This window comes from Lentilitoribacter sp. Alg239-R112 (genome assembly GCF_900537175.1).
Classification (GTDB): Bacteria; Pseudomonadota; Alphaproteobacteria; order Rhizobiales; family Rhizobiaceae; genus Lentilitoribacter.
Genome location: NZ_LS999833.1, coordinates 320,339 through 345,185 on the forward strand (window position 1 = coordinate 320,339; position 24,847 = coordinate 345,185).

The following is a 24,847-nucleotide window of genomic DNA, read 5'->3' on the forward strand; positions in this document are numbered from 1 at the left end:
GCGGGCCGGATTTTTTCAGGGTAATGATGACGTCAGACAAGTTACAAGGACAAGCTTATGTCAAAAACTGAGATACATTGTGCAACAGATGCTGATTTGCCAGAGGGTGCTGCGCCAAATACGCGTGTGACTGCTACTGATGCAGCCAAAGAATTAACACGCGAAATCATGGCTGATCATGGTGATGTTCTGTTTCATCAATCTGGCGGGTGCTGCGATGGTTCATCGCCCATGTGCTACCCCAAAGGCGAGTTCAAAATTGGTGTTAATGATGTCAAGTTGGGCGAGATCGAAGGTGCTGACGTCTGGATATCCGGCTCACAGTTTAAAGCGTGGAAACATACCCAACTTATCATTGATGTTGTTCCCGGCAGAGGCGGCATGTTCAGTTTGGATAATGGTCGTGAGAGGCGTTTTCTGACCCGTTCACGCATGTTTTCTGATGATGAGCTTGCCGCATTGGAGATCTAGCTCGTTTTTCATCCGCACGAATTATTCTGTTTGAATATTTAGGGGTAATCTCGTTCGGGCGTATGACCACCTTTTCGAAAACTTAATCGGCGCTATGCGAGATCCTCTACCATGCGAAAACGTTCGCAGACCAACTTCATGTCTAAGTCGAAACCGCCGTTGCGTTCAAAATAGAGCTTGTGATCATGTCTCCACCCTTCCAAACTATCGTTTTCGCCCTCTGCTAATGCAAAACTTTCGCCCACTTCACTGTAACGCTGTAACGTGACTTCAACCGTTTCAATGACCAAAGCGGGCGTGCCGTCCCAGTTTAAACAAATATCCCGTCTTCCAACAACGGGCATCTCTTCTGAGCCGTTTTCAAAATCCGTCAGCGCCGCACATGTAGCCGTTTTTAAGCCTGAACGAACAAGTTTTATAAGCTCGTCACACAATTGCTGACTATCACCAAATTTGAATGTTTCCGCATGCGGGTATTTTTTCTTTAGCTCGTCTAGTGTCACTGTATTTCCCTTGATACTAATATGTAATGTAGACATACGATAAGACAAATCATGAAACGTTGTGATGAATCTCGTTCTTTACTTTAGCTTTGGTTCAATGTGGTGACAATCACCCACATACAAACGCCCCCACGAACATATCGCAGGGGCGGTTTTATGTCATCGGAAAATTAGAACTGACGTCTGTCCAGACCTAAGATAGATCCTTGCCATCAAAGTCTGCTGCGCTGTGGCGTTCAGGAACTTGTTTGTTCTCATCGTCACCCCAAGAACGGTTGACCATGACACCGCGTTTTACGGCTGGGCGAACATCGATTTCCTTTGCCCAACGAACAACATTTTTATAGGATTTAACATCCAAGAATTCGGCAGCATCATATAGACGGCCAAGTACCAGCCCACCATACCATGTCCAAATCGCAATATCGGCAATGGAATATTCATCTCCTGCAATGAACTTGTTATCGGCCAATTGCTTGTCAAGAACATCAAGCTGGCGCTTTGCTTCCATTGTAAAACGGTCAATCGGATATTCGAATTTCTCTGGAGCATAGGCATAAAAATGGCCAAACCCGCCGCCAAGATAAGGCGCAGAACCCATTTGCCAGAATAACCAATTAAGAACCTCAACGCGGCCTGCCCCGTCTTTTGGAATGAACTGCCCAAACTTATCCGCCAAATGTAGTAAAATGGAACCAGATTCAAACACATTGACCGGTGCATCACCTGAATTGTCAATCAATGCCGGAATTTTGGAATTGGGATTTACACCAACAAAACCTGATCCGAATTGTTCGCCCTTGCCGATGTTAATCGGGAACGCATCATATTCTGCACCTGTTTCGCCAAGAGCCAAAAGCTCTTCAAACATGATGGTCACTTTCTGGCCATTTGGTGTGGCAAGTGAATGAAGTTGGAATGGATGCTTGCCCTTCGGTAACTCTACGTCTTCACGTGCGCCTGCAGTTGGCGCATTGATTGAAGCCCATTCTCCGCCATTTTCTGCATCGTAAGTCCACACTTTTGGTGGTACATATGTATTTTCTTCGCTCATTCTTTTGCCTTTCCAATTTGGATTTTTCTCAATTTTGATATGAACTACCATGTGTTTTGCATCCAAAATTGGTTCTGTTTGTTAGATTAAAATTCGTTTGAAATTCTGTTCTGCCTACAGATGGGGGCAGTCAATTTGCATTTCAATTCACGAAACCGTGATTGTGGCAAAAAAGTGGCAAACGCTTAGTGCTGGCGCTTGTCTAAAGGCTGATCACACCTGCCGCCATAGCGATTGCTAATGCCTGCTCACGCGTTGCGGCACCTAACCGTTTTCTTGCACTGTTAAAATGTTTATTAACAGTGACGTCTGCCAAACCAAGCTTTTCTGCAATCTGTGCAGTCATCATGCCTTGCGAGAGATAAGCCAATACATCGCGCTCGCGCCCCGACAGCGCATGTGCACCAAGTTTCACAAGTCCAGGCGATTGCGAGGAAATATTTTCACCTAGAAAAATGGACATAAGAGACTGAACTTGCCCAACATGAACCTGATTTATGCTATCTAAAATATCTTTGTGGTCTTCAAAGCAAATTGTTGAGAACTTGGTCGATAGGCAATCATCCGTGGTGAAGGATTTTGCGTGTAATTCGCCATAACCGGCACCTTTCAAGCCTAAATTTAATTGCCTCTCAAGCGCATTTTGATTTTCGTTCGGAACAAGCATATCGCCACAGACGATATTTATCGCTGCTGACCGATCTATTCCATTCATGATAATCGTATCGGCTGTATAGTACTGGCGGTCTAAATATTCTTCCATCCAACTATCTTTCATGGATGTTCGCATCCAAAGGATAGATTGATCTGCCTTTGTTGCTTTTCCTGCTACCAGATGACTGGCGCCAATCTGTTGCAAAATTCCATGAATAGAGGTCCAGCCCTCTTCTTCACTTCTAGAATTTTGCATCGTGGTGAATGCATCAATTATAAAGTTGTTGCTATACACCCAAACCAACTCCAGAGAGATCTTTTACTCAAACTCATAGGTTGTATAGAACATAAAAATATAACCGGGTAAACAGGCCTTGGGTTGAAATCAGGAATCGATGTATAAAAATCTTACAAAATGCAATCTATCAATATTTATACCTACCATTCTGCAATCATGATTTTAGAATGCAGCTTATTGACCGTTATTTGCAAACCTCCCAAGCAGGCACTCGCAAACTTTCGACTTGGTTCTCAAGTCAACGAGCAACTGGTAGCCTCTCTGATCATAAATAGGAGAGCCCTATCCAGTTGCTCGTTTTTTACCAATTTATAGTAGGTTTGCAGAGCGATCAAAGTAATCAATATCGCCCATTGTGCGACTTACAATCATTGCACCTTCTAGACACGCCAAAATGTGGGTTGCCTGACTTAGGGTACTTTGTTTATGATCTGATTCAACTTGATCATACGTTGATTCAATCGCATCCGATAACCATTTGATATTTCTTGCAAAAAAGTCTCGTGTACCGTCAACCACCTCGACTGGCAAGCCACCGGTTTCGGCCCCCAGAATGGCACACAGACATACTCTATTTTTATCCGTTAGTGCAGCTCGAAAAGCAGTAACATAATGACTAACAACATCTGCACGCCCCGCGTCTGAAAACTGTTCTGGTGCACCCAGTGCATCCAAAAAATTTTTCGTATATCGATCAACCACCGCAGACACCATATCGCTCTTATTGGGAAAATGGTAATGAACGCTTGATGATTTAATGTTTGTTGCTTTGGCAACCTCACGTGCGCTGACAGCATTATATCCACGCTCACGGATCAGTGCTTCTGTCACATCCAAAATTTCATCACGCTTATTCATTTACCCATGTTCCTTAAGAAGTTTAACCAACTGATCCATGCCTATCACAAGATAGGTATTGACAAAATAAGTCACCTATCACTAGATAGATAATACTTGTTTCACCGCATGAAGCAAGTCGCATAAGTCAATCAAAAGAAGCAGTGGATCAAACATGGAAAATGGACTGGTTATTATTGCAGGTGCAGGCCAAGGGCTAGGTCAAAGTCTGATGGAACGGTTTTCCCACGCAGGATACACTGTCGCCGGCCTTAACCGATCGAACAGAGACAACCGCCCGAACATTAAGCAAGTCAATCTGACTGATCTGAGTGCGACCAAGCGCATTGTCTCGGACTTGGTACAACAATTTGGCACACCCAAAATAGTCATCCATAATACGGCTCAACTCACTATAAAACCATTTCTTGATATGGCCGATGGTGAGTTTGAATATATATGGCGCAACATGGTTCTAACTGCTCATAATCTTGCAGCAGCAACCCTGCCTCATATGATCGATAGTGGTGGTTCATTTCTCGTCTCAGGCGCAACGGCTTCCTTGCGCGGTGGTAACAGGTTTTCAGCCTTTGCATCAGCCAAGTTCGCCTTGCGTGGCCTAACCCAATCTCTGGCGCGTGAGTTTCACCCTCAGAACATTCATGTAGCGCATGTGATTTTAGACGGCATTATCGATACGCCTGAAAGCAGAAAACTACATTCATTAGACCCTGCCAGAATGATGAAAACATCGGAGCTTGCCGACGCATATTTTGATCTTTCCCATCAGCCAAAATCCGTATGGACGCATGAGCTTGACCTCAGACCAGCATCTGAAAATTTTTGACTTGGATCTAACATGAAAACCGATATTCTCATCATTGGCGGCGGACTATCTGGCCTTGCCCTTGCTTATCGTCTGCACCAAGCGGGTCGCGATTTTCAGCTCATCGAAGCACGGAATCGGTTCGGCGGCCGGATCTTATCTGAGGCAAGTAAGAAAGGGTCGCGCTTTGACCTTGGGCCCGCTTGGTTTTGGCCTGGTCAACCACGTATAATAAATCTTCTCAGTGAATTAGATATTGGATATTTCACGCAATATTCTAAGGGCAATCTGGTATTTCAGGATCAATCAGGCAACATTCGACGCGATATCAATATGGCAACAATGGAAGGAGCCTATCGCGTCAGGAATGGACAGCAGAGCATAATTGATGCTCTGGTCGAGCGCTTGCCACAAACACGTTTACAATTGAACCAGCAAGCCCATTCCATTACCGCTATAAATGAAGGTGCCAAAGTAAATCTGAGTGATGGTGAAATGGAGGCCAACAAAGCTGTGCTTTGCCTGCCGCCGCGCTTGGCAGCGGCGAATATCCAGTTCACACCAGCGCTGGACAACAACCTATCACATAAATTGATTAGCACGCCTACATGGATGGCGGCACATGCGAAATTTATTGCAATATATGATGCCCCCTTCTGGCGAGAGATGGGGCTCTCTGGCGATGGCATAAGCCATATTGGCCCAATGGTCGAACTGCATGACGCCTCGCCCGATGCACCCGCACGCGACGGCGCAATTTTCGGTTTCCTAGGTGTATCGGCGGAGGCTCGCAAAGGTCAAAAAGACGAAATCATCCAAGCCTGCACACGCCAGCTAATCACACTTTTCGGCGAAAAAGCTGCCAACCCCATCGATACATTCTATGAGGATTGGTCAGAAGAAACCTTGACTGCAACCGATGCCGACGCGAACAGCCCTCAAAGCCACCCTCACTATCATTCAATCCCAATTCACGACGATATTTGGAGAAACCGCCTCATAATATCGGGTACTGAAACGGCATCTCAGTTTGGCGGCTTTTTGGAGGGTGCGCTGGAAGCTGGGGAGAATGCTATTCACCAGCTCTAAATTTCTTGCCATGATCGCTAGACATCAGCCTCGCCAATATTCGCCCCACGCCTGCCTCAAAATCTGTTGGGCGGAGCGTAAGAACAATAATGACATGAACAGCGCGACGATAAGGTCGGGCCAGCCGGATTGGACGAAGTAAACGACAACACTTGCTGCCAGAACGGCAACATTACCGATGGCGTCGTTGCGGGAGCAGAGCCATACCGAGCGCACATTTGCATCGCCATCTTTATAGCGCATGAGAAGCAATACGCTGGCCATGTTTGCCGCTAATGCCATAAAGCCAACGCCGCCCATGATCTGCGCATTTGGAACGCCCACGAGCAACATTTGGTAGGTTGTTGACCCAAGAACCCATAGCCCCATAAGTGCCAGACTGGCCCCTTTAAGCAGTGCTGCGGTTGAACGAACTTTTAAGCTCATCCCAATAACATAAAGGCTTAACCCATAGGTTAGTGCGTCACCAAGAAAGTCGAGCGCATCAGCCTGCAAGCTTTTTGAACCCGCCAACTCCCCCGCCGCCATTTCGACAACGAACATGGCGGCATTGATTGCAATAACCACCCATAACACCATTTTGTAACGGCTATCGATACCGTCAAAATTTGGATTTCCAGAGCATCCACATGCTGAGCCTTTGCGCTCACTTACTGTGATATCTGCACGATTGCATTCCATATCGCATGCCTTCTTAAAAGAACTTGTCCTACTCTATGAAACACATATAATCCCTCTAGTAACTAGAGGTTCAAGAGGAAAATGAAATGTTTTCAATCGGAGACTTATCTAAGCGCTGCCAAGTCAAAATTCCAACCATTCGATACTACGAAGATATGGGACTAATTGCAAAACCAGAGCGATCAGAAGGCAACCAGCGGCGCTATACACAAAAAGGGCTAGAGCGTCTCTCATTCATCCGCCATGCACGCGAACTTGGTCTTTCAATTAATGACATTCGCGAGTTAACAGCACTGGAAGAAGACCCTGACCGCCCCTGTATTGAAGCGCATGAAATTGCCAAACATCATCTATCGGAAGTGAAATCACGAATTCAAAAATTACGAAAGCTTGAGAATGAGCTAAAACGCATCACGCAAATTTCAGATAAAACCTGCATAGGCAAATGCCAAGTTATTCATAGCCTTGCAGACCATGCACTATGTCGGGGGGAACATTGAGATAATTTGATCGGCGCAATAGCAAATACTTGCTTAATCAACGTGACTAACTGCAGAAGTAGTATATCCGCCACTTTATTTGATTTGACCGACGCTGATTGTCGGCCAAATCGCTGTTCTGTAATATTATGGCTGGTGTTCAAAGTCCGCCTGTTACATATATCCTATACTAACTTACCTCTGGCTGCATTCTAAAACCCACTGCCATACGGTTCCAGACATTGATCGTGCTAACAGCTAGAGATAGATTTACGCATTCCTCTTTGGTAAAATTTTTGAGAAGGTTTTCATAATCTTCATCGGGCGCGCCAGTCTCACTCAACAGGGTCAAAGCCTCAGCCCATGCCAATAAAGCACGTTCGCGATCAGTAAAAATTTCAGCTTCGCGCCAAACGCACACAAGCGCGATCCATTGCTCGCTCAAACCATCTTCTCGCGCTTCTTTTGTATGCATGTCTACACAATACACACAGCCATTTATCTGCGATACACGAAGTTTTAGAAGGTGGATAAGCTTTGGGTCAAGGCCAGATTTTCCGGAGACATATTGCTCCATTCCATAAATTGCTTTCAGCCCATCGGGGGCAACTTCCGCAAAGTTAAGACGTGTTTTCATATCGTTTCCTTTCCTTTTAAAAGTATGGTTTTAGTGTAAGAATTAGCTTTAGCTGAGGTGCCTTAAGTGCATGTCCATAAGCTTACATCCGCGGGCGACGATGGCGCCATCGTCGTCACTTGCAAGCACCTGTGCATTAATTTGCTCGATTGTGACCGAACGTAACTCGTTTCGATAGGCCAGTTCAGCTCGAAGCATTGCCGCGTTAATCTGGCATGGTGATCTGTAATGTTTGTCGAGCAAAGGGCTTGGCCCGTTCCGGCGGATTTCTTTACAGCGAAAAGCCGGCTCTGGTCCCTCAACAGCAAGAACAACGTCCAAAAGACTAATTTTGGATGCGGGCTTAGCCAGCAAGTACCCACCCTTTGGTCCCGGTACGGTTTTCACAATACCAGCACGCGATAAAGATTGCAGATGCTTGAGCAGATAACTCGTCGACACCCCATGAAATTCGGCCAAGGCAGCTGCGGACAATAATCCACCTTCGGGCAACCCCGCCAAGACTGATACCGAATGTATCGCCTGCTCCACACCATCACCCAGCTTCATATTTGCATCCTATCATAATCATGGATACATTTTATCTATGATTCTATTTTTGTCAATTGCGCTCGAGTGAGATCGCCAAAGCCGAACATTTGTTCCTTTCTTATTTTGGTGTGCACCAGGGTTAGGCTCAATAATTCAGAACTGCGACAAATCGGTTTGTTGTCAGTCGCCTATTCACCCGCTAATGATTATCTTGTCTATATTTGGCAAGGTGTTCATGAATATAAGCCGTACCGTCAGTAATGCTCTATCCATCCTGTGTGTCATCGCACTGGTTTGGATTGGCTTTGCGCATCGGCCAGTCATTACATCACCCACATCGCCCATTATCGACCTTTCAGAATATGCCCTTCCCGATGGAACGATTCCGGTAATTTGTTTCGGTGGACAAGGCGATGGAAAAACTACAACATCGCAAGGCTGCGAATATTGCACACTTGCCAGTTCGGTCATTCTTCCTGAACGACCCTATTTGTTTGCAAGAACAGCCATCGGCATCCGTTTTATAGGTCCGGCGCATAAAAACCCGGCTATATCAAAATCAATCAGACTAGCTGGCGCTCCGCCAACTGGCCCACCTGCTCTCTCCATATAACTGGTCTGTCTTCTGCACCCTTAAGATCACCACTCTTGCTGGCTGCCAAAGACCTCAAAATTACACATCAACCTAATTGTAAGACGTAAAGATCGAAGACATCGATCTATGTCTATGGAGAATAAAATGAGAAACCTCTTTTCAAAACTAAGCGCAACTGTGCTCATCGCAACCTTTTCAACTTCAATTTACAGCCCGCTTGCCAATGCCCACGCTGTTTTGGATATAAAAGAAGCATCCGTTAATACCTATCAAAGAATAGCAGTTCGTATCGGGCATGGTTGCGATGGCCAAGCCACGCAAAAAGTCAGCGTCACCATTCCAGAGGGTATTATCTCAGTCAAACCAATGCCTAAAGCAGGCTGGCAGCTTGAAACCGTAGAAGGTGACTATTCTGGCAAATACTCCAATCACGGAAAAACCATTACATCGGGCGTCAAAAAGCTTATCTGGTCTGAAGGCGAGTTACAAAATGGACATTTTGATGAATTCGTATTTCAAGCTCGTTTAACGGATAGTCTTCCTGCCGGAGAAAAAGTATTCATCCCTATCGAACAGAACTGTGCTGACGGCAATTTATCATGGAGCGAAATCCCCGCAAAAGGACAAGACCCGCATGACCTGAATAGACCAGCTCCTGGCCTTATGATTCATGCTGCAGCGGCAAGTCATGGTGATCATCACGATACCAAGATGATGGATACCGTTAAAATTAGCGATCTCGAAATCATGTCTGCGATGATACGCGCAACACCACCGAAGGCACCTGTGTCTGCCGGTTACATGGTTATCCGAAACAAGGGGTCCGAGATGGATCGTTTAATTGGTGGTGCTGCATCCTTTGCAGGGAAAGTCGAAATTCATGAAATGAAGATGGATGGCGACGTGATGAAAATGCGTGAAGTTGCTGGTGGCCTGGAAATTCCGGCTGGAGGCGAAGTCACGCTAAAGGCTGGCGGATTGCATGTCATGTTTATGAAACTCGGCGAGCAGATGAAAGACGGCGAGACACGCACAATCACACTTGAGTTTGAAAAAGCCGGTAAGGTTGAATTTGAGCTTCCGGTCAAGACTGTCGAAGGTCACGGGCACAAGCACGGGCACGGGCACGGACATAAAAAATGAGTGCTTCCAGCTCAGTGAGAAAAGGAGCTTGGGCAGCGATAGTTGCCCTTCTCCTCATCGTAGCTGTTTCCCTTACCTATCAGTTTGTTCTTAAGGGAACTAACAATGGATTTATGGCTAATACAAAAATAGGGAAACCATTTGATCTGATAGATCATAATGGCAATGCTATTACAGAGGCCGTACTTTCAGGTAAGCCATCCGCTGTATTTTTTGGATTTACGCATTGTCCAGAAGTTTGTCCAACCACCCTTTATGAATTATCAGGCTGGCTGGACGCGCTGGGAGAAGACGGCAAGGACATCAATTCATTTTTTATAACAGTTGACCCTGAGCGGGATAGTCCGGAGGTAATGAAATCTTATGTTGAGAATTTCACCGACCGAATTATCGGCATCACAGGTAATCCTGACGAAATCTTCAAACTTGCAAAATCATGGCATGTCTATTGGAAGAGAGTGCCTTTGGATGACGGTGATTACACTTTGGATCACACTGCCTCTATCTTTCTTGTTGATGCGAAAGGTAACTTCAAGAGCACTATCGCATTTCGGGAAAATGGTGAAACAGCTATGCAGAAATTGCGTAATCTGGTTAAAAACTAGCAAACGCAAACAGCTGGAATTGCCGCGTTCAAATTAAAGTCTGAATGCGGCAAACCTTAATACCTGTCCGACAAGGAAAGTTCGTTTATTGGGCAAGATCAGAAGCGCCTCAATGACAGCTGCACACAACATTCTCAGTCACGATTGCGAAATGCAGATCAATCACTGCGACTGCAAAACGTCGCACAACCTGTCGATCGTGCGCCGAATTTCCGGCAGGTGGCGATCATCCTGATGCGTTACAATCCAGCGATCATGTGCCAACTCTGGTACTGTCGAACCTGCCCTCAATAATGTCTTGTAGTCATCTCCAATGAATGTTGGCAATAAAGCTATGCCTTTGCCCGCCAATGCCAGATCAAGGCAATTGCGCGGTGAGTTAATCTCGCAAACAGCATCATTGCCAATAGTCTTTGCCAACCATCTTGCTGATGGCGTTTCACCAATCACCTTAATCCAGCGTTCCGGCGCAGTCTTGGTAGCATAGGGCGCAAATTCTACGCGTGCTAATTTCCGCCCTGCAAGCCCCTCTTCCGTCGGCCGCCGAATGCGAATTCCAATCACCACTTCTCGGTGAGATATATCCAGAGCACTTTCCGCCGAGATAAACCGCAAGCGGATATCGGCGGGCGAACCTGTAATCGCATCCAGCTTCCCGAGCAGTGCCAGAGTTGTCCACGTTCCTGCCGAGACCTTTACCAATGGACGTTCCTGTACACTTGATCTCGTGGTCAGCCGTATCATCCGCGCTTCAACATCACTTAAATCGTCAAGCAATGTTCGCCCTTCGGACGTCAATTCGTAACCCCGATCATGGCGTACGAACAGCTCGCGCCCAAGTGATCTCTCGAGTGCGAGCATTCGCCGGCCCAATGTGGCCGGGCTGCGCTGGGTAACCTTTGCAGCAGGGGACAATCCCCCTTCCCGCGCAACGGCAAGAAAGAGATGTAAATCATCCCACATTGCGCGCGACCAACCGACTTTCTGACCTACACCAATCTTTTCACTCATGAAAAGACCTCTTCAATTTGTTTTATTTAAGCGCCCTTAAATATCCTGTAAATTTCATCAAGGTCAAGCACCTCATTAGCCTTGCAATCACTATACACGTTAGAAGGAGATCGATATGGAGCGCACAAATATAGGTCCACCACCATGTCCTTTCCCCAATGAAAGGAAAAGCCAAAAACTACGGGAAGAAGATGCTTTCATGCAGGAGCATGGCGGTTGGGGTCCATATTGGTTTTCCAACTTTCTTGAGGCAATATTTGATCGTCGCCGTTTTCTGAGGCGTAAATAAACATGCCTAATAATGTGACATCCGGAGATTATCTGATCGGCTTACCAAAGCTCTTTATTGTTCAACGCCGCGACACATTGCGATGTTCCGATCAATGGTTGATGCCCGCTGTCAGACAGGGGTAGCCCAAGCCAACCTTCCGGCTGACTTAGTTTCAACGGAGCTTTGGCAAAATCTTCTGTAATGGGCCTAAAGCCCGTCTTGGAATAATAGTTCGGGTCACCATAAGTCAGAGCAATATCAACGCCCAGTTCGCATAATTGTTCCAACCCATAAGTTATCAGCTTTTGACCGACACCTCGTTTTTGCTGATCAGTTTTGACCGCAACAGGTGATAGAATAAAAACCGTGCGTTTATCGTCCTTGTAGATCAGGCGAGAAAAGAAGATGGCACCGACAAGCGTATGATTGTCAATGGCGGAAAAGGCAAATAAATCCTCATCAGGCGTTGTTTGCATCATATCTGCGACCAACCCACCGACAAGCTTGCCTTCATTTTCACCTTCAGAATCTGTAAATGTTGATGTAAACAGGTTTGCGATTTCCGATTGCCTGCCTGCGTGACCTGAAATGAACTCCATCACTTCCCTTCCGTTTTAACGAGAGCTTCTGATCAATTTATCAGCCTACTCCAGGATGCGAAACCGACTTTTCGTCGCGGTACACGTTTTTAGGATAGAAATTTCCCGGCTTTTACGATAACCACAAGTCATGTTGAGAATCCTGAGAAACTATGATGTGAAAACACTTGTAGTTGCACCTTTGCTGGTGCCGCTTCTCGCCTATATTTTCTTTTCAGTCGGCACTATGCCCACTTTCTCGAAGCAAGGTTTTGAGATTGTTATTTGCTCAGGAACAGGCCCTCTAACGACTTCGCCAGAGGACAACAAGGACGAACCAACCCATTCGCAATGTGAGTGGTCATCCCAAATTGTTGAAGCCAATGCCGAACAACATTTTTCCTCTGAATCTGCTTATTTCGGTTCTTTTTACATTCACAAATATAGTGCCCGGTACGATTGGTTTACCGAGAACCGTCATTATTCAAAGAAAGCGCGCGCACCACCTCTCCCACTTTGATTTCGAAATAACATCAAAGTATCAATAATTTGGGAGTTGTGGCTTATGTCTACGATGAACGCTGACGGTATTATCAGGCCGGATGAAACTGATAACCAAACGAATAAACTGTATTTCGCGGCATGGCGCTGGCATTTTTATGCCGGGCTTTATGTCATTCCATTTTTCATGATCCTTGCCATCACAGGCATGTGTATGACTTGGATCGCTTTTATCGATGGTCGGGATGGTGAACGCATACCTGTTGCCATACAAGAAACCATTTTACCCGTATCAGAACAAGCAAAAACTGCTGTCGCAGCAATACCCGAAGGAACTCTTGTTAAATACATGGCGCCGATGGAAAAAGATTTAGCGGCAATTTTTCAGGTGAGCCATGATGGTAACGCATTTATGGTTGCCGTTGACCCTTATCAGGGAACTGTCGTAGGCCAGCTTCCCCGCCGTAGCGGTTGGTATGATTTTGTTGATAATATTCACAGCGATTTAATGCTGGGTGTGACCGGCGATCGCATGCTGGAAATTGCAGCATCCCTTGGCATGGTTCTGATTGCAACCGGGCTTTATATGTGGTGGTCAAGAGATCGTGGTCTGCGCGCAACCCTTCTGCCCTCGTTTGCCAAAGGCGGTCGCGCTACATGGAAATCCCTCCATGGGGTTGTCGGGATCTGGCTGTCTTTCTTTCTGGTGTTCTTTTTGGTCTCCGGCCTTGCCTGGACCGGCATATGGGGCGGAAAATTCGTGCAGGCATGGAGCACATTCCCCGCCGAGAAATGGGATAATGTTCCGCTATCGGATGAAACTCATGCCAGCATGAACCATGGCCGGAAAGAAGTAGCCTGGGCACTTGAACAGACCCCAATGCCCAATTCCGGCAGTATTGTTGGAGAAGCCATTTTGCCCGAAGGCACGCCAGTTAATCTGGATACAATGGACGCGCTTGCGAGAAAAATCGGGTTTGAAGAACGCTATCAAATGAACATACCAAAAAATGAAGCCGGTGTTTACACTTTCAGCAGAGACTCAATGAGCACCGATAGTGCTGATCCAATGTCAGATCGTACTGTTCATGTTGACCAATATACAGGTAAAGTTCTTGCCGATGTTCGTTATGAGGATTACTCATGGGCAGGCAAAGCCATGGCCGTTGGTATTGCTCTTCACATGGGGACATTGGGACTTTGGAGTGTTTTGGCAAACACGCTTGTGTGCCTGTCGGTGCTTTTCCTGTGCGTCAGCAGCATTGTGTTGTGGTGGAAGCGTCGTCCTGCCGGCTCAGTAAGACTCGCAGCGCCAAAGCTGCCCAAAGACATGCCTTTATGGCAGGGTGCTGCGCTTGTTGGTTTAGGTGTTTCATTAGCATTTCCGTTGGCCGGACTTACAATCTTAACCGGAATGGTTTTGGATCAACTGATCATTTCAAAAGTGCCATTGTTGAAACGGGCCTTTTCTTAGCCAAAATTGCTTGCCAGGCAAATTGAACGGCAAACAATCATTTCTACCAACCAAAGAACCCTGCGAGATTGTTCCCGTGGGGTTCTTTAGGCTGATTTAAGGACTGTATGAACAGATCAGCATCCATATTTTTCTTGGGCAATACGAGAAGCAAAATACTGCAACTACTTATTGATAGTATTGGAGTTTCCACTCAATAATACGTGTCGATTAGTACTGCGGAAGAAATCAAGTTTAACTCAGAATCTGGCCCGTTTAGCCTTTATTAAGGTTACTAATTCATATTTTTAAAGAAAATTACTAGATCAAGTTGGCTATACAGATTGAAGATCCCGTAAATATTTCACCCCCAATTCCATTTTAATCACAATTTTTGACAGGCCCCCCATGTCCTTAAATAAATTGCTTGCTCGTTTTTCGATTCAAACCAAAGTTATTATCTTTATCCTTCCTTTGATTGTGGCCATGATTGGTTTGGCTGCTGTCAACCTCTACACTGGTTCCATGCTCGGTGATCGATTAGTGGGCACCAATGCAAGCATTGAAACCTTGAGTGGCTTTAAAAAGACTTACGCAAAAATGACCGAGTTTCTGCAAGAACAGAATGAGGAAAAACGCGAAGCAGTGGTACAAAGCTTGAACGAGCAACTGTTGCGTTTGGACAAAATGCAGGCCTTGGCAGAAAACGAGCAGGAATTAAATGCTCTGTCCAAATCTCGCACTCTTGCCGAAGAATTGCATAATGACGTTGACAGTTTGTGGGCAGTACACGGTGAAGAATTAGAGGTTCGCACATCATTTCAAGAAGTCATTATTGAGATAGAAAACATTCGCAAACGACTTAATGTTGCGATTGATACCATCGCTAGTGAACTTGCTGCATCTGAAGAAGCTGCAAAAGACCTACTGGTCTCGGCAGATGTTCTTGCTGTTAGCGCAAAATCAATTGGTAAAATAACGAACGCTATTTCCGGCAACGGTACTCCTGAAGACGTATTTGCAATAGCCAATGGACTTAAAGACTCTATTGGTGCTCTGAAAACCGATCTATCCAACGCAATTCCCAAGAATAAACCGGCACTCAAAAACGATATTACTTACAACATTGACGGCATTTTAAAAACTCTCGATAAAGGCGTCATCGGGAAAGCGACTAAGATCAAATTACAAAAATATGCAAAAGCGTTACGCTCAGCACGAATCAAGCTGAATGGACTGGCATCCCAAGTTTCACGACAAGCGACGACTAATTTTCTGGAGCTCGAAGAGCCAATTCTTGTGGGTAAACAGACCAACGTCGATGCTCGGAATTTTTTATCAGACAATGCCGCATTGCAGCTATCGATTGTTGAGTTTCTTGGCCAGCCAGACCAAACAATGGGTGAGAGATTGGCTGGCAGTCTTAGCAGCGTCCAACAGAGTATAGAACTCATAGAATTTTCTGATGGCAGTGAAATACTGATGCAAGCCATTGGCGATAAACTGATAGACCACCTCAGTTCTTTACCGGCATTAACGACCAATTTAATAGCCAAGGAAGAAACGGCAAGTGAACTATTTGTCAACGCATCTAACCGCATCAATAATGCATGGTCCGGCATCATAAACTTTGCCAGCAGCCAACAAGATAATACTGTCGTCGTCAAAGACCGCGCAAACGGGATTACCTTGTCGGCAGCGACCGTTGGTACAATCTTTGGTCTGCTTGCTGCATTTATGCTCATACATGCCCTCAAAGGTCCGATCCGCAGACTTGTGCGTGCCATGCGCGATGTTGCAAATGGTGACTTGGATGTAGATGTCACGGATAATACCCGCGCTGATGAAATTGGCGAAATGGCTCGTGCACTTGACGTCTTTAAGGTGAACGCCGTCGATAAAATCAGAGTTGAGAACGAAAGTGAACATGCTCGTGGGTTGGCAAATCAGGAGCGTGAGAAATCTGAGACGGAAAAGGCAGAAGCGGATTCGCAAGTGCGTTTTGCTGTGCAATCTCTAGGTCAGGCCTTGCGCAATCTATCGCAAGGCGACCTCGTTTCTACAATCAAGACGCCGTTCAACGGAGAACTGGATACTTTGCGTCTGGATTTCAATGAATCGGTGGCGAAAATGGGCGATGCACTTGGTCAGATCAGGAGCAATACTACCGCAATTCAGGAAAACGGTGACCAAATGAAATCATCTGCCGATGATTTGGCTCAACGTACTGAGCATCAAGCAGCTTCACTAGAGGAAACAGCAGCAGCTATTGATCAAGTATCGGCAGCCGTACGTGCATCGTCAGACCGCGCAGCAGAAGTTGAAAAGCTTACCAATGAAACGACACAGGCCGCTCGCGAATCCGGCGAAGTGGTTGGCCGAGCCGTTAATTCTATGAGCCGCATTGAGGAAGCATCAGGCAAAATCAACCAGATCATCAGTGTGATTGATGAAATAGCATTCCAAACTAACCTTCTAGCGCTCAATGCCGGAGTGGAAGCAGCTCGCGCGGGCGAAGCTGGCCGTGGTTTTGCAGTGGTGGCACAGGAAGTGCGTGAGCTTGCCGGACGCTCAGCCAATGCTGCCAAAGAAATCAAGGAATTGATTGATCATTCGGGCAAAGAGGTTCATCAGGGTGTTACCCATGTCGGCGAAACCGGAGATGCAATCACTCGCATTATTTCGAACGTCGAGAAAATTTCAGAAAATATTAGCTCTATGGCACGAGCCAGCAACGAGCAAGCAACTGGGCTCGGCGAAGTCAATTCGGCCATTAATCAAATGGACCAGGTAACCCAGAAAAATGCAGCCATGGTGGAGGAAACCAATTCATCCAGTCACACTCTGGCACAGGAAGCAGAGAGTCTCACCAAACTTGTTGCAGCCTTCCGTCTGGATGATGAACACGTACATTCGTCAAAACAGAACGCTGCAGCTTAAGGTATTCCGATTATAAACAGGATCCCCGAATAACTCGGGGTCCTCGACCAAGTTGGGGTAGTTTACGGATTAGTGCGAAATGTCACCCTAAGGGCTGGTATGCGGACAAAGTGACTCTCTGCACATTATCATTGTCATATAGCTATTTCATAAATCAGCGCTGAATTTCGTCACGACGCAAAGTAAGAATTTCTGCACCACTTTTTGTGACTGCTATTGTATGCTCAAACTGTGCGGAGAGTCGTCCATCTTTAGTGGTAACCGTCCAACCATCAGCTTCAAGCAAAGTTCTGCGTGTTCCTTGATTAATCATCGGCTCGATAGTGAAGACCATACCTTCATATAATTTTGCACCAGTTCCCCGCCGTCCAAAGTTTAACACTTGCGGGTCTTCGTGCATTTCACGACCGATACCATGTCCGCAATACTCCCGCACCACCGAACACCCGTTCTTTTTGGCGTATCGTTCGATTGCAAACCCAATATCTCCTACATTTGCGTCAGGTCGCACTTGTTTTATTCCTTCCCACATTGCGCCTTGGGCAATCCGCACAATACGCCTTGCGGCGGGCGAAGCATTTCCGACGACATATGTCTTGCTGGAATCAGTTATGAATCCATTCTTTTCAAGAGTGATATCGAGGTTAATTATATCACCGTCTTGAACTATATCCTGTGCACTCGGCACACCGTGACAGATGACGTGATTTATTGAGCTATTAAGAACGTATTCAAAATCATACTGACCTTTGCTTGCAGGACGGGAAGCAAGGTCAACCGTGATGAAACGCTCAACAAGGTTGTTAATTTCTAACGTAGAAACGCCGATGAAGTCTTGTTCGTCCAGCATTTCAAAAACGGACGCAAGCAATTTTCCTGATACGCGCATGAGTTCTAATTCATCAGGCGTTTTCACCACGCTAGGCAACCCCTGTCACATCAAGATGCACGTTCGCAGTTTCCATTTGCATTCTTACAATATCATTAAATGATGCCGTCGGATTGGCTTCTGCAATCATGCCACATTTCATCCAAAACTCTGCTTGTGCATTGATAGAACGGCACATGACCGTGCTCACTCGGCGGATTTCCTCGTGTAATTCGTCGCTTATTTTGACAATACCCATAGTGTTTCCTCAAAATTGATTGGTATACGAAACATATACGATTCGTATCGTAAATACAATTTGACAGAAAGGGGCTTTGTGCCGTCGAAAGCGTACTTTCCCATCTGCAAGAATGATTACATTTGGACAGATGCAGTCAACATCACTCCTTATTAACTTAAACCCCACGAGATTGCTCCCGTGGGGTTCTTTTATACCCTTACCTTCCAGAATAAGGACATATATGCTTTCAGCGACTACTCAGCAGCGTCTACGAACTGGTTCATAGTGTTGTCTTTGCCAGAAGCCTTCAGCGCAGCTTCGCCAGCAAAATATTCCTTGTGATCATCACCAAGGTCTGAACCAGCCATATTTTGGTGCTTAACACAAGCAATACCTTGGCGGATTTCCTTGCGTTGAACACCCGCAACATAACCAAGCATTCCCTGATCGCCGAAGTATTCTTTTGCCAGGTTATCAGTAGATAATGCAGCTGTGTGATATGTCGGCAATGTGATGAGGTGGTGGAAAATGCCTGCTTCACGAGACGAATCTTCCTGGAATGTGCGGATACGATTATCAGCTTCAATACCAAGTTCAGTTTCATCATACTGTGCGCTCATGAGTTTTGCGCGGTCATATAATGTTACATCTTTACCCTCATCCAACCATGCATCAAATACCTGCTGACGGAAGTTCAGCGTCCAATTGAATGATGGTGAATTGTTGTAAACCAATTTCGCATTTGGAATTGTTTTACGGATTTCAGACACCATACCACCAATTTGCGCAATATGTGGTTTTTCAGTTTCGATCCAAAGTAGATCAGCACCGTTCTGCAAGGACGTGATTGAGTCAAGAACACAACGATCTTCACCAGTGCCAGATTTAAACTGGAACAAGTTTGACGGCAGACGCTTGGGACGCATCATTTTGCCATCGCGGTTCAGGATAACATCGCCGTTTTGCATATTCTCTGGTGTGATCTCTTCGCAATCAAGGAATGAGTTATACTGATCACCCAAATCACCCGGCTCTTTAGAAACCGCGATTTGTTTTGTCAGACCAGCACCCAAGCTGTCCGTACGGGTTACGATAATACCATTATCGATACCCATTTCTAAGAATGCATAACGACAAGCGCGAACCTTTGCGAGGAAATCTTCGTGTGGAACCGTAACTTTACCATCCTGGTGGCCACACTGTTTTTCGTCAGACACCTGGTTTTCGATCTGCAATGCACATGCACCAGCTTCGATCATTTTCTTTGCAAGCAGATATGTTGCTTCTGCATTACCAAAGCCTGCATCTATATCTGCAATAACCGGAACAACGTGTGTTTCGTGATTATCGATTGCCTTCAGCGCTTCCTGTTCTTTGCCAGCATCACCAGCTTCGCGAGCAGCATCGAGATCACGAAACAAGCCGCCAAGCTCACGCGCATCTGCCTGACGCAAGAATGTGTAAAGCTCTTCGATCAATGCAGGAACGGAGGTTTTTTCATGCATTGATTGATCCGGCAGGGGACCGAATTCTGAACGAAGTGCTGCAACCATCCAGCCGGAAAGATATAAGTAACGACCTTTCGTTGTTTCAAAATGCTTCTTGATAGAAATCATCTTCTGCTGACCGATAAAGCCGTGCCAGCAACCAAGGCTTTGTGTGTAGTTTGCAGGGTCGGCATCATAGGCATCCATATCGCGGCGCATGATATCTGCAGTGTACTGAGCGATGTCCAAACCGGTTTTGAAACGGTTTTGCAAACGCATGCGAGCCACTGATTCCGCCTCAATTGCTGCCCAAGGGTTGCCATTTTCGCCAATCAAGGATTTAGCCGCTGAGATCTGTTGTGAATAGTTTGTCATAATCATGACTCCATCATAGTTTTACAATTTTTACTACTTGCTCTATTATTCGGTTCGCCTGAGATATTTCTGCGAAAACCGAAGAATTAATCAAGTTCGTAACCCTTAATGCCGTGCTGCAGTGCAAAATGCATCACAAATTTGAATATTGACGCGTAAATTCGAGTCAATTTGTGAGATTTGTAAAAGGCGACATGTAAAACTGTAAATTTTGTAAATTTAGGTTTCAAAGTAGATGTAATATTGCGCCACTTTAACCTCCACCCATTGCGGCAATAAAAAATTAATAAAAGATATCTTAGGGTGATATCCAAATGTATGTTCAAAAAGCGGGGCAAAATAATCAATTCAGCCATAGATAAGTTTTGTTGTCATTCATTCAGGAAAAGAGAAGATAATGAAGTATCGCATTTTCTTAACCGCTGCTTTACTAGCGGGACTAACAAGTTTTTCATCAATGTTTGCTCATGCCCAGAACCCTATAGATGAAGAATATGCAACGCCCATACGCACCTACATCACAAACAATGTAAAACCGTGGCTTTCAGACCCCATCATTATCAATTCAATTAATAGACAAAACAGGCAAACTTCCCAGTTAAGCGAAGCAGAGATTATTGCTCAGGATGAAAAATGGCACGCAGAAGTCCGAAGCGAAAACCGCCCGTTTATCGATAAAATTTTGAACAACGATCTCTCAAAATTCTTAACTCAAAAGCAAAATGAATCCGATGAATTCCTACTAGAAATTTTCGTCATGGACGCCAAAGGTCTCAATGTAGGGCAAAGCGCGGTTACGAGCGATTATTGGCAAGGCGATGAAGCTAAATGGTTAAATACATTTCCGAAAGGCCCAAATACGATATTTATCGAAGATATCAAAATTGATGAATCAACACTTACTTTTCAATCGCAAGCGAGCCTGTCAATTGCAGACCCAAAAACAGGCAAAACCATCGGTGCAATTACGCTGGGAATTAACTTCGAGAAGCTTTGAATAGTTGCGCGCGATTGCTTGTGATCAATACCCTGCCAATCCCCATAGAATGTGGAAGCCGATACCGCTCACGGCAGCCCCAGTATAGCGAAGTGTAGCAATACCGTCGGCAATTCTATTTGCGAAGTAACCTATTAGAACACCAAGAATATGTAAGCCAGCTGTGCCAAGCATAAAGCCAGCGATATATTGCCATGATGAGGCAAGCTCAGGAATTTCATGGCCGTGTGCATAACCGTGGAATATTGCAAACAGGGATACGAAAGCATAGATGATCCATTCGTTGATTTTTGCACCACCTGCAATAGCTAACCCAAGAATGATAACAGACAGCGCTATCCCAATTTCAACCGCTATAATGCCGAAATTTGCCATGCCCATCAGCCCGCCAATAGCCATGACAATCACAAATAATGTTGGCACGGTCCATATGGCTTTCTTATTGCCCAGATCAGCCATTTGTGATGATATCACACCGACAGAGACCATGGCCAGTAAATGATCCAGTCCGAGAACCGGGTGCGATATTCCCGCACTAAAACCACCTTGTGCACCACCATCGGCAAAAGCAGGAACGCACATCGATAAAAATGCTAAAACTGACCAATACAATCTCATGACGGACTCCATATTCAAATGTTACATACCCATTTATCATTTCATTTATGAAGGCAATATGGAAACAATATGAATTTCAGTGTTAACCCCATTTATTTTTGTTGGCAAAATATACAGAACTGATATTGATATCTTCATGGATACATTTGCACCCTTTATTGCCTACACATTGGCACTCGGCATTGCCGCGATTATCCCCGGCCCCGGCATCGCGGCTCTCATTGGGCATTCGCTTGGCGGAAGGCTTAAATCATCTGCCTTTTTTCTCACTGGCATTGCCCTTGGAGATGTAACATATCTGACAATCGCTGTCGTTGGCCTTGCAGCATTGGCACAAAGTTTTGCAGGAGCGTTAATTATCCTGAAGATATTAGGTGGTTGTTATCTGCTTTATCTCGCCTACACATTCTGGACCAGTGATGTAGAAGTAAGCAAGCTTGAAAGACGGCATAGCCAATCATGGTATTCAGCACTATTGACAGGTTATGCAGTTACAATCAGCAATCCAAAGGCGATCATATTTTATATGGCACTTTTGCCCACTGTTCTTGATCTTGGCGCAGTGACATTTTCCAATTGGGCATTGCTGACGTTTCTTACCATTTTCGTGATATTTGCAGCACTGTCACCATACGCTATTTTGGCAGCTAAAGCCCGCGCTGCGCTCTCGCAACCAAAATCACTCAGGCGTCTTAACCGCTTTGCAGCAACATTTATAGGCGGTGCTGGCACCTTTATTCTGGGTGAAGCGCTCACCGCAATGCTGCGCAGAACCTAGTTTCAGCTCAACTCATGCTCAACGCAAATTTCCTCACTGTCGATTGCCGATAATGAAACATCAAGCAAGCCGCATTGATGAGGAGAAACGTTTGTCGAGTTGTAATTTTTCCTGAAATATTTGCACGTATTGCATTGACCAAACATGCGCCCACCATTTTCAGAAATTAAATGATACAACATGCTTTCCAGCTCTGCAGTTAATTGCTCATTGGATTTATCACCCGCGTTTAGTTTTCGCTCTAATGTCAACAATGGATCGGTTTCTAAAACCTTCTCCCCTGTTTCGGTCAGCTCGATATTTGTTGACCGCGCATCTGTGGAACTTTCAGTTTTCTTCAACAGCCCCTTCTTTTCGAGCGCAATAATTGTCTGTGACACCGTTCCTTTGGTCGAGCCCATATATTGGGTCAACGCTTTTGGAGATCGCGAAAACTGATTAGCCTGACCCAAATATCTCAGCACAGCCCACTGAGCCGGGTGCAGGTCGGTTGCTTGTTCAAGGCCGCGACCCAAGCGACTGATACGCTCTATAAGCGTTGATAGTCTTGCCTCATTCTTATTCATTTTGTGCCTTTCGTATCGACTCGATACATTAATATTGACAAAGAATCAAGATGAGTCTAATTATTGTATCGAGTCGATACCAATGAAGGAGTTTATAATGACCTATTCGAATTTGTTAAAATTAGCAGTGGCGATCATATCATTCTCAGCACCCGGTGCTCATGCCACTGATGTGATGAGCGTCGACACAATGCCAGATAACCCAAGCTTTGATATTCAAAAAGCTTCCATCACAAAAGAAGGTAACGCCCTCAAATTCAGAATGGAGGTCGCAGGCGCGGCTGGCGAAAAACAACCAAAAGCCATTGGAAAACTCGCCGGATCAGACGTTTATTCCTACGTTTGGCCAACCAGTTTTGATCCCTCGCTGGTAGGTTTTAGCCCCGATACAGGGATACTCGCTTTTGCGGCCACATCCCATCCAGACTTTGATGACACCCCTCTTTTTGATGAAGATGGCGATGGTGACGCTGCCAATGATGGACGTATTTGGCACAGCCATTGGGTGGTGCTGAATAAAACTGATGAATGCGGGCCAACAGGCCTGAAAGTGCGCGACATCAAAAAGGGTGAAGTGTTTGATCTGCCTAAAACTTGGCCGGAATTGCCATTGTTTATTGATAGCCCTGGCTGGCACCCAAGTTTTACGCAAACATCAATTGAAATTCTTGTTCCGTTTGAAAAATCTGCCACCTTGGTCGGCGCTTCTTTTGATGGTGTAACATCAGCACTGCGCGTTAATGCCAACGCTCATGCACCGCTGCTGTGTGTAAGTGCCGTGTTTGAAGTCGCTTCGGGGGATTTATCCTTACCTGGTAAAATCGACTAACCATAACCAGCACCGGAACAAACCGGTGCTGATTCATTAGATTAAGAGTTGACCCAAGCCAAATTTTATTCAATTTCTATCGGGCAACCCAACGGACGGATATTACATAATGAACGACAAAAACCCCGATAGAAATATGGGCAAAGTTATGGGTAGAGTCATCGGCCTTTATATTGGTCAGGCTGAAGACAGGTGGGAAGGTAAAGCACCATCAGCTATTGGCAAAAAGCCCACTTCGGGACCACTTGAAATGGATTTCAATGGTTTTTTGGATGATGATCAAGCGGACAAAAAGGTTCACGGCGGTTTAGAAAAAGCAATCCATCATTATGCATCTGAGCATATGGAATATTGGAAGCGTGAATTTCCAGAAAAAGCCGATATGTTTACATCGGGTTGCTTTGGTGAGAACATCTCATCAACTGGTGTGACAGAAGAAAATTTACACCTTGGTGATATTTTACAGATTGGCGATGCTCGGGTGCAAATCTGCCAGGGTCGCCAGCCATGTTGGAAGTTAAATGCCCATATAGATGAGCCATCAATGGCACCGAAATTTCAAAAAACCAGGCGCACAGGTTGGTATTATCGCATTATTAAAACTGGCAATATTTCGGTGGGTGATGATATTTTGCTCATAGAGCGTCCCTATTCCGACTGGCCGCTCTCCCGCCTTATCAAAGAGCGTTTTAACCCCAAAATGGAACCAGCACATGCGGCTGAACTGGCCACAATTGAAGCATTATCTCAATCATGGCGCGCCACTTTTATTAAACGCAGTACTGACCCAAACTTTAAAGAAGATACAAGCAAGCGCTTGAATTCGCCGAGCTGATAGATCCACCAGTTTGAACCCACTCGCACAAGAGCAGAGCCTCGTTCAAACAGATTCTTCGTTTTAATTGCCCAATATCCATCTATGGATGGATTG

General features: G+C 45.5%; 29 protein-coding genes. 15 read left to right on the top strand and 14 right to left on the bottom strand.

All coding sequences use genetic code 11. From position 1 onward, the window contains the following. The first annotated feature begins 57 nt into the window (after window positions 1-57). Window positions 58-471: a DUF779 domain-containing protein gene (locus tag G3W54_RS01855; RefSeq protein WP_162651454.1), complete on the top strand. Its 414-nt coding sequence runs from the start codon at window positions 58-60 to the stop codon at window positions 469-471. Between the two features lie 92 nt (window positions 472-563). Here the strand turns inward: G3W54_RS01855 and G3W54_RS01860 are convergent, their stop codons facing one another. From G3W54_RS01860 to G3W54_RS01875, 4 genes are all read right to left on the bottom strand, one after another. Next, a complete protein-coding gene (locus G3W54_RS01860) occupies window positions 564-974 on the bottom strand; it encodes an ASCH domain-containing protein (RefSeq protein WP_244627809.1) in 411 nt (136 codons plus the stop codon). A gap of 193 nt (window positions 975-1,167) precedes the next feature. Further along, window positions 1,168-2,028: a glutathione-dependent disulfide-bond oxidoreductase gene (gene yghU / locus G3W54_RS01865; RefSeq protein ID WP_162651456.1), complete on the bottom strand. Its 861-nt coding sequence runs from the start codon at window positions 2,026-2,028 to the stop codon at window positions 1,168-1,170. 202 nt (window positions 2,029-2,230) lie between these two features. Beyond that, complete coding sequence (locus tag G3W54_RS01870) at window positions 2,231-2,977, bottom strand: helix-turn-helix transcriptional regulator (protein ID WP_162651457.1); 747 nt, start codon at window positions 2,975-2,977, stop codon at window positions 2,231-2,233. Window positions 2,978-3,289: 312 nt separating this feature from the next. After that, window positions 3,290-3,838, bottom strand: coding sequence for a TetR/AcrR family transcriptional regulator (locus tag G3W54_RS01875; protein WP_162651458.1), 549 nt, complete (start codon window positions 3,836-3,838; stop codon window positions 3,290-3,292). 154 nt (window positions 3,839-3,992) lie between these two features. On the opposite strand from G3W54_RS01875, the gene G3W54_RS01880 reads away from it, so the two are divergent. Both G3W54_RS01880 and G3W54_RS01885 read left to right on the top strand, forming a co-directional pair. Further along, entirely contained in the window at window positions 3,993-4,664 is a 672-nt protein-coding gene (locus G3W54_RS01880; RefSeq protein ID WP_162651459.1) for an SDR family NAD(P)-dependent oxidoreductase, read from the top strand. Between the two features lie 12 nt (window positions 4,665-4,676). Then, complete coding sequence (locus G3W54_RS01885) at window positions 4,677-5,732, top strand: FAD-dependent oxidoreductase (protein ID WP_162651460.1); 1,056 nt, start codon at window positions 4,677-4,679, stop codon at window positions 5,730-5,732. Between the two features lie 24 nt (window positions 5,733-5,756). Here G3W54_RS01885 and G3W54_RS01890 read toward each other — a convergent pair whose 3' ends face one another. Continuing rightward, window positions 5,757-6,413 carry a cation transporter gene (locus G3W54_RS01890; protein WP_162651461.1) on the bottom strand — a complete coding sequence of 219 codons (657 nt, stop codon included), beginning with the start codon at window positions 6,411-6,413 and terminating at the stop codon, window positions 5,757-5,759. An 86-nt stretch (window positions 6,414-6,499) separates the two neighbouring features. On the opposite strand from G3W54_RS01890, the gene G3W54_RS01895 reads away from it, so the two are divergent. Next, entirely contained in the window at window positions 6,500-6,913 is a 414-nt protein-coding gene (locus G3W54_RS01895; protein ID WP_162651462.1) for a helix-turn-helix domain-containing protein, read from the top strand. Window positions 6,914-7,082: 169 nt separating this feature from the next. On the opposite strand, the gene G3W54_RS01900 is transcribed toward G3W54_RS01895, so the two are convergent. Next, entirely contained in the window at window positions 7,083-7,529 is a 447-nt protein-coding gene (locus G3W54_RS01900; RefSeq protein ID WP_162651463.1) for a carboxymuconolactone decarboxylase family protein, read from the bottom strand. 48 nt (window positions 7,530-7,577) lie between these two features. After that, on the bottom strand, window positions 7,578-8,078 hold the full coding sequence (locus tag G3W54_RS01905) for an Rrf2 family transcriptional regulator (RefSeq protein ID WP_162651464.1): 501 nt from the start codon (window positions 8,076-8,078) through the stop codon (window positions 7,578-7,580). A gap of 217 nt (window positions 8,079-8,295) precedes the next feature. Between G3W54_RS01905 and G3W54_RS01910 the strand changes: the two genes are divergently transcribed. The 3 genes from G3W54_RS01910 (at window position 8,296) to G3W54_RS01920 (ending at window position 10,403) form a co-directional block, all read left to right on the top strand. After that, window positions 8,296-8,673 (top strand): hypothetical protein, encoded by a 378-nt coding sequence (locus G3W54_RS01910; protein ID WP_162651465.1) that lies wholly within the window; start codon window positions 8,296-8,298, stop codon window positions 8,671-8,673. A 126-nt stretch (window positions 8,674-8,799) separates the two neighbouring features. Beyond that, window positions 8,800-9,798 carry a DUF1775 domain-containing protein gene (locus G3W54_RS01915; RefSeq protein ID WP_162651466.1) on the top strand — a complete coding sequence of 333 codons (999 nt, stop codon included), beginning with the start codon at window positions 8,800-8,802 and terminating at the stop codon, window positions 9,796-9,798. Next, window positions 9,795-10,403 carry an SCO family protein gene (locus tag G3W54_RS01920; RefSeq protein WP_162651467.1) on the top strand — a complete coding sequence of 203 codons (609 nt, stop codon included), beginning with the start codon at window positions 9,795-9,797 and terminating at the stop codon, window positions 10,401-10,403. The genes G3W54_RS01915 and G3W54_RS01920 overlap by 4 nt, the downstream gene beginning before the upstream one ends. 162 nt (window positions 10,404-10,565) lie before the next feature. Here the strand turns inward: G3W54_RS01920 and G3W54_RS01925 are convergent, their stop codons facing one another. Beyond that, window positions 10,566-11,414 (bottom strand): LysR family transcriptional regulator, encoded by an 849-nt coding sequence (locus tag G3W54_RS01925; protein WP_244627810.1) that lies wholly within the window; start codon window positions 11,412-11,414, stop codon window positions 10,566-10,568. A gap of 115 nt (window positions 11,415-11,529) precedes the next feature. Here G3W54_RS01925 and G3W54_RS01930 point away from each other — a divergent pair, with 115 nt between their 5' ends. Beyond that, window positions 11,530-11,703, top strand: a complete 174-nt coding sequence (locus tag G3W54_RS01930; RefSeq protein ID WP_162651468.1) for a hypothetical protein — start codon at window positions 11,530-11,532, stop codon at window positions 11,701-11,703. Between the two features lie 41 nt (window positions 11,704-11,744). Here the strand turns inward: G3W54_RS01930 and G3W54_RS01935 are convergent, their stop codons facing one another. Continuing rightward, entirely contained in the window at window positions 11,745-12,284 is a 540-nt protein-coding gene (locus G3W54_RS01935) for an N-acetyltransferase (RefSeq protein WP_162651469.1), read from the bottom strand. Between the two features lie 157 nt (window positions 12,285-12,441). On the opposite strand from G3W54_RS01935, the gene G3W54_RS01940 reads away from it, so the two are divergent. The 3 genes from G3W54_RS01940 (at window position 12,442) to G3W54_RS01950 (ending at window position 17,157) form a co-directional block, all read left to right on the top strand. After that, the gene (locus G3W54_RS01940) at window positions 12,442-12,783 is read left to right on the top strand and encodes a hypothetical protein (RefSeq protein WP_162651470.1); all 342 of its coding nucleotides are present in this window, start codon (window positions 12,442-12,444) and stop codon (window positions 12,781-12,783) included. A 45-nt stretch (window positions 12,784-12,828) separates the two neighbouring features. After that, on the top strand, window positions 12,829-14,238 hold the full coding sequence (locus G3W54_RS01945) for a PepSY domain-containing protein (RefSeq protein ID WP_197742770.1): 1,410 nt from the start codon (window positions 12,829-12,831) through the stop codon (window positions 14,236-14,238). A gap of 387 nt (window positions 14,239-14,625) precedes the next feature. Beyond that, the gene (locus G3W54_RS01950; RefSeq protein WP_162651471.1) at window positions 14,626-17,157 is read left to right on the top strand and encodes a HAMP domain-containing methyl-accepting chemotaxis protein; all 2,532 of its coding nucleotides are present in this window, start codon (window positions 14,626-14,628) and stop codon (window positions 17,155-17,157) included. Between the two features lie 154 nt (window positions 17,158-17,311). Here G3W54_RS01950 and map read toward each other — a convergent pair whose 3' ends face one another. The 3 genes from map to G3W54_RS01965 all read right to left on the bottom strand — a co-directional run bounded on the left by map (window position 17,312) and on the right by G3W54_RS01965 (window position 20,128). Beyond that, entirely contained in the window at window positions 17,312-18,076 is a 765-nt protein-coding gene (gene map, locus G3W54_RS01955; RefSeq protein WP_162651472.1) for a type I methionyl aminopeptidase, read from the bottom strand. Window position 18,077: 1 nt separating this feature from the next. Then, complete coding sequence (locus tag G3W54_RS01960) at window positions 18,078-18,284, bottom strand: ParD-like family protein (RefSeq protein WP_162651473.1); 207 nt, start codon at window positions 18,282-18,284, stop codon at window positions 18,078-18,080. A gap of 236 nt (window positions 18,285-18,520) precedes the next feature. Continuing rightward, entirely contained in the window at window positions 18,521-20,128 is a 1,608-nt protein-coding gene (locus G3W54_RS01965) for an isocitrate lyase (protein ID WP_162651474.1), read from the bottom strand. A 397-nt stretch (window positions 20,129-20,525) separates the two neighbouring features. Between G3W54_RS01965 and G3W54_RS01970 the strand changes: the two genes are divergently transcribed. Beyond that, window positions 20,526-21,125, top strand: coding sequence for a hypothetical protein (locus tag G3W54_RS01970; RefSeq protein ID WP_162651475.1), 600 nt, complete (start codon window positions 20,526-20,528; stop codon window positions 21,123-21,125). A 24-nt stretch (window positions 21,126-21,149) separates the two neighbouring features. Here G3W54_RS01970 and G3W54_RS01975 read toward each other — a convergent pair whose 3' ends face one another. Next, window positions 21,150-21,743 carry a HupE/UreJ family protein gene (locus tag G3W54_RS01975; protein ID WP_197742772.1) on the bottom strand — a complete coding sequence of 198 codons (594 nt, stop codon included), beginning with the start codon at window positions 21,741-21,743 and terminating at the stop codon, window positions 21,150-21,152. 136 nt (window positions 21,744-21,879) lie between these two features. Between G3W54_RS01975 and G3W54_RS01980 the strand changes: the two genes are divergently transcribed. Further along, window positions 21,880-22,521, top strand: coding sequence for a LysE family translocator (locus tag G3W54_RS01980; RefSeq protein ID WP_162651476.1), 642 nt, complete (start codon window positions 21,880-21,882; stop codon window positions 22,519-22,521). A 2-nt stretch (window positions 22,522-22,523) separates the two neighbouring features. Here G3W54_RS01980 and G3W54_RS01985 read toward each other — a convergent pair whose 3' ends face one another. After that, window positions 22,524-23,087 (bottom strand): MarR family transcriptional regulator, encoded by a 564-nt coding sequence (locus G3W54_RS01985; protein ID WP_162651477.1) that lies wholly within the window; start codon window positions 23,085-23,087, stop codon window positions 22,524-22,526. Between the two features lie 97 nt (window positions 23,088-23,184). Between G3W54_RS01985 and G3W54_RS01990 the strand changes: the two genes are divergently transcribed. Both G3W54_RS01990 and G3W54_RS01995 read left to right on the top strand, forming a co-directional pair. Next, complete coding sequence (locus G3W54_RS01990; protein WP_197742773.1) at window positions 23,185-23,916, top strand: hypothetical protein; 732 nt, start codon at window positions 23,185-23,187, stop codon at window positions 23,914-23,916. Window positions 23,917-24,025: 109 nt separating this feature from the next. Then, the gene (locus G3W54_RS01995; protein WP_197742774.1) at window positions 24,026-24,751 is read left to right on the top strand and encodes an MOSC domain-containing protein; all 726 of its coding nucleotides are present in this window, start codon (window positions 24,026-24,028) and stop codon (window positions 24,749-24,751) included. The last annotated feature ends 96 nt before the right edge of the window (window positions 24,752-24,847 follow it).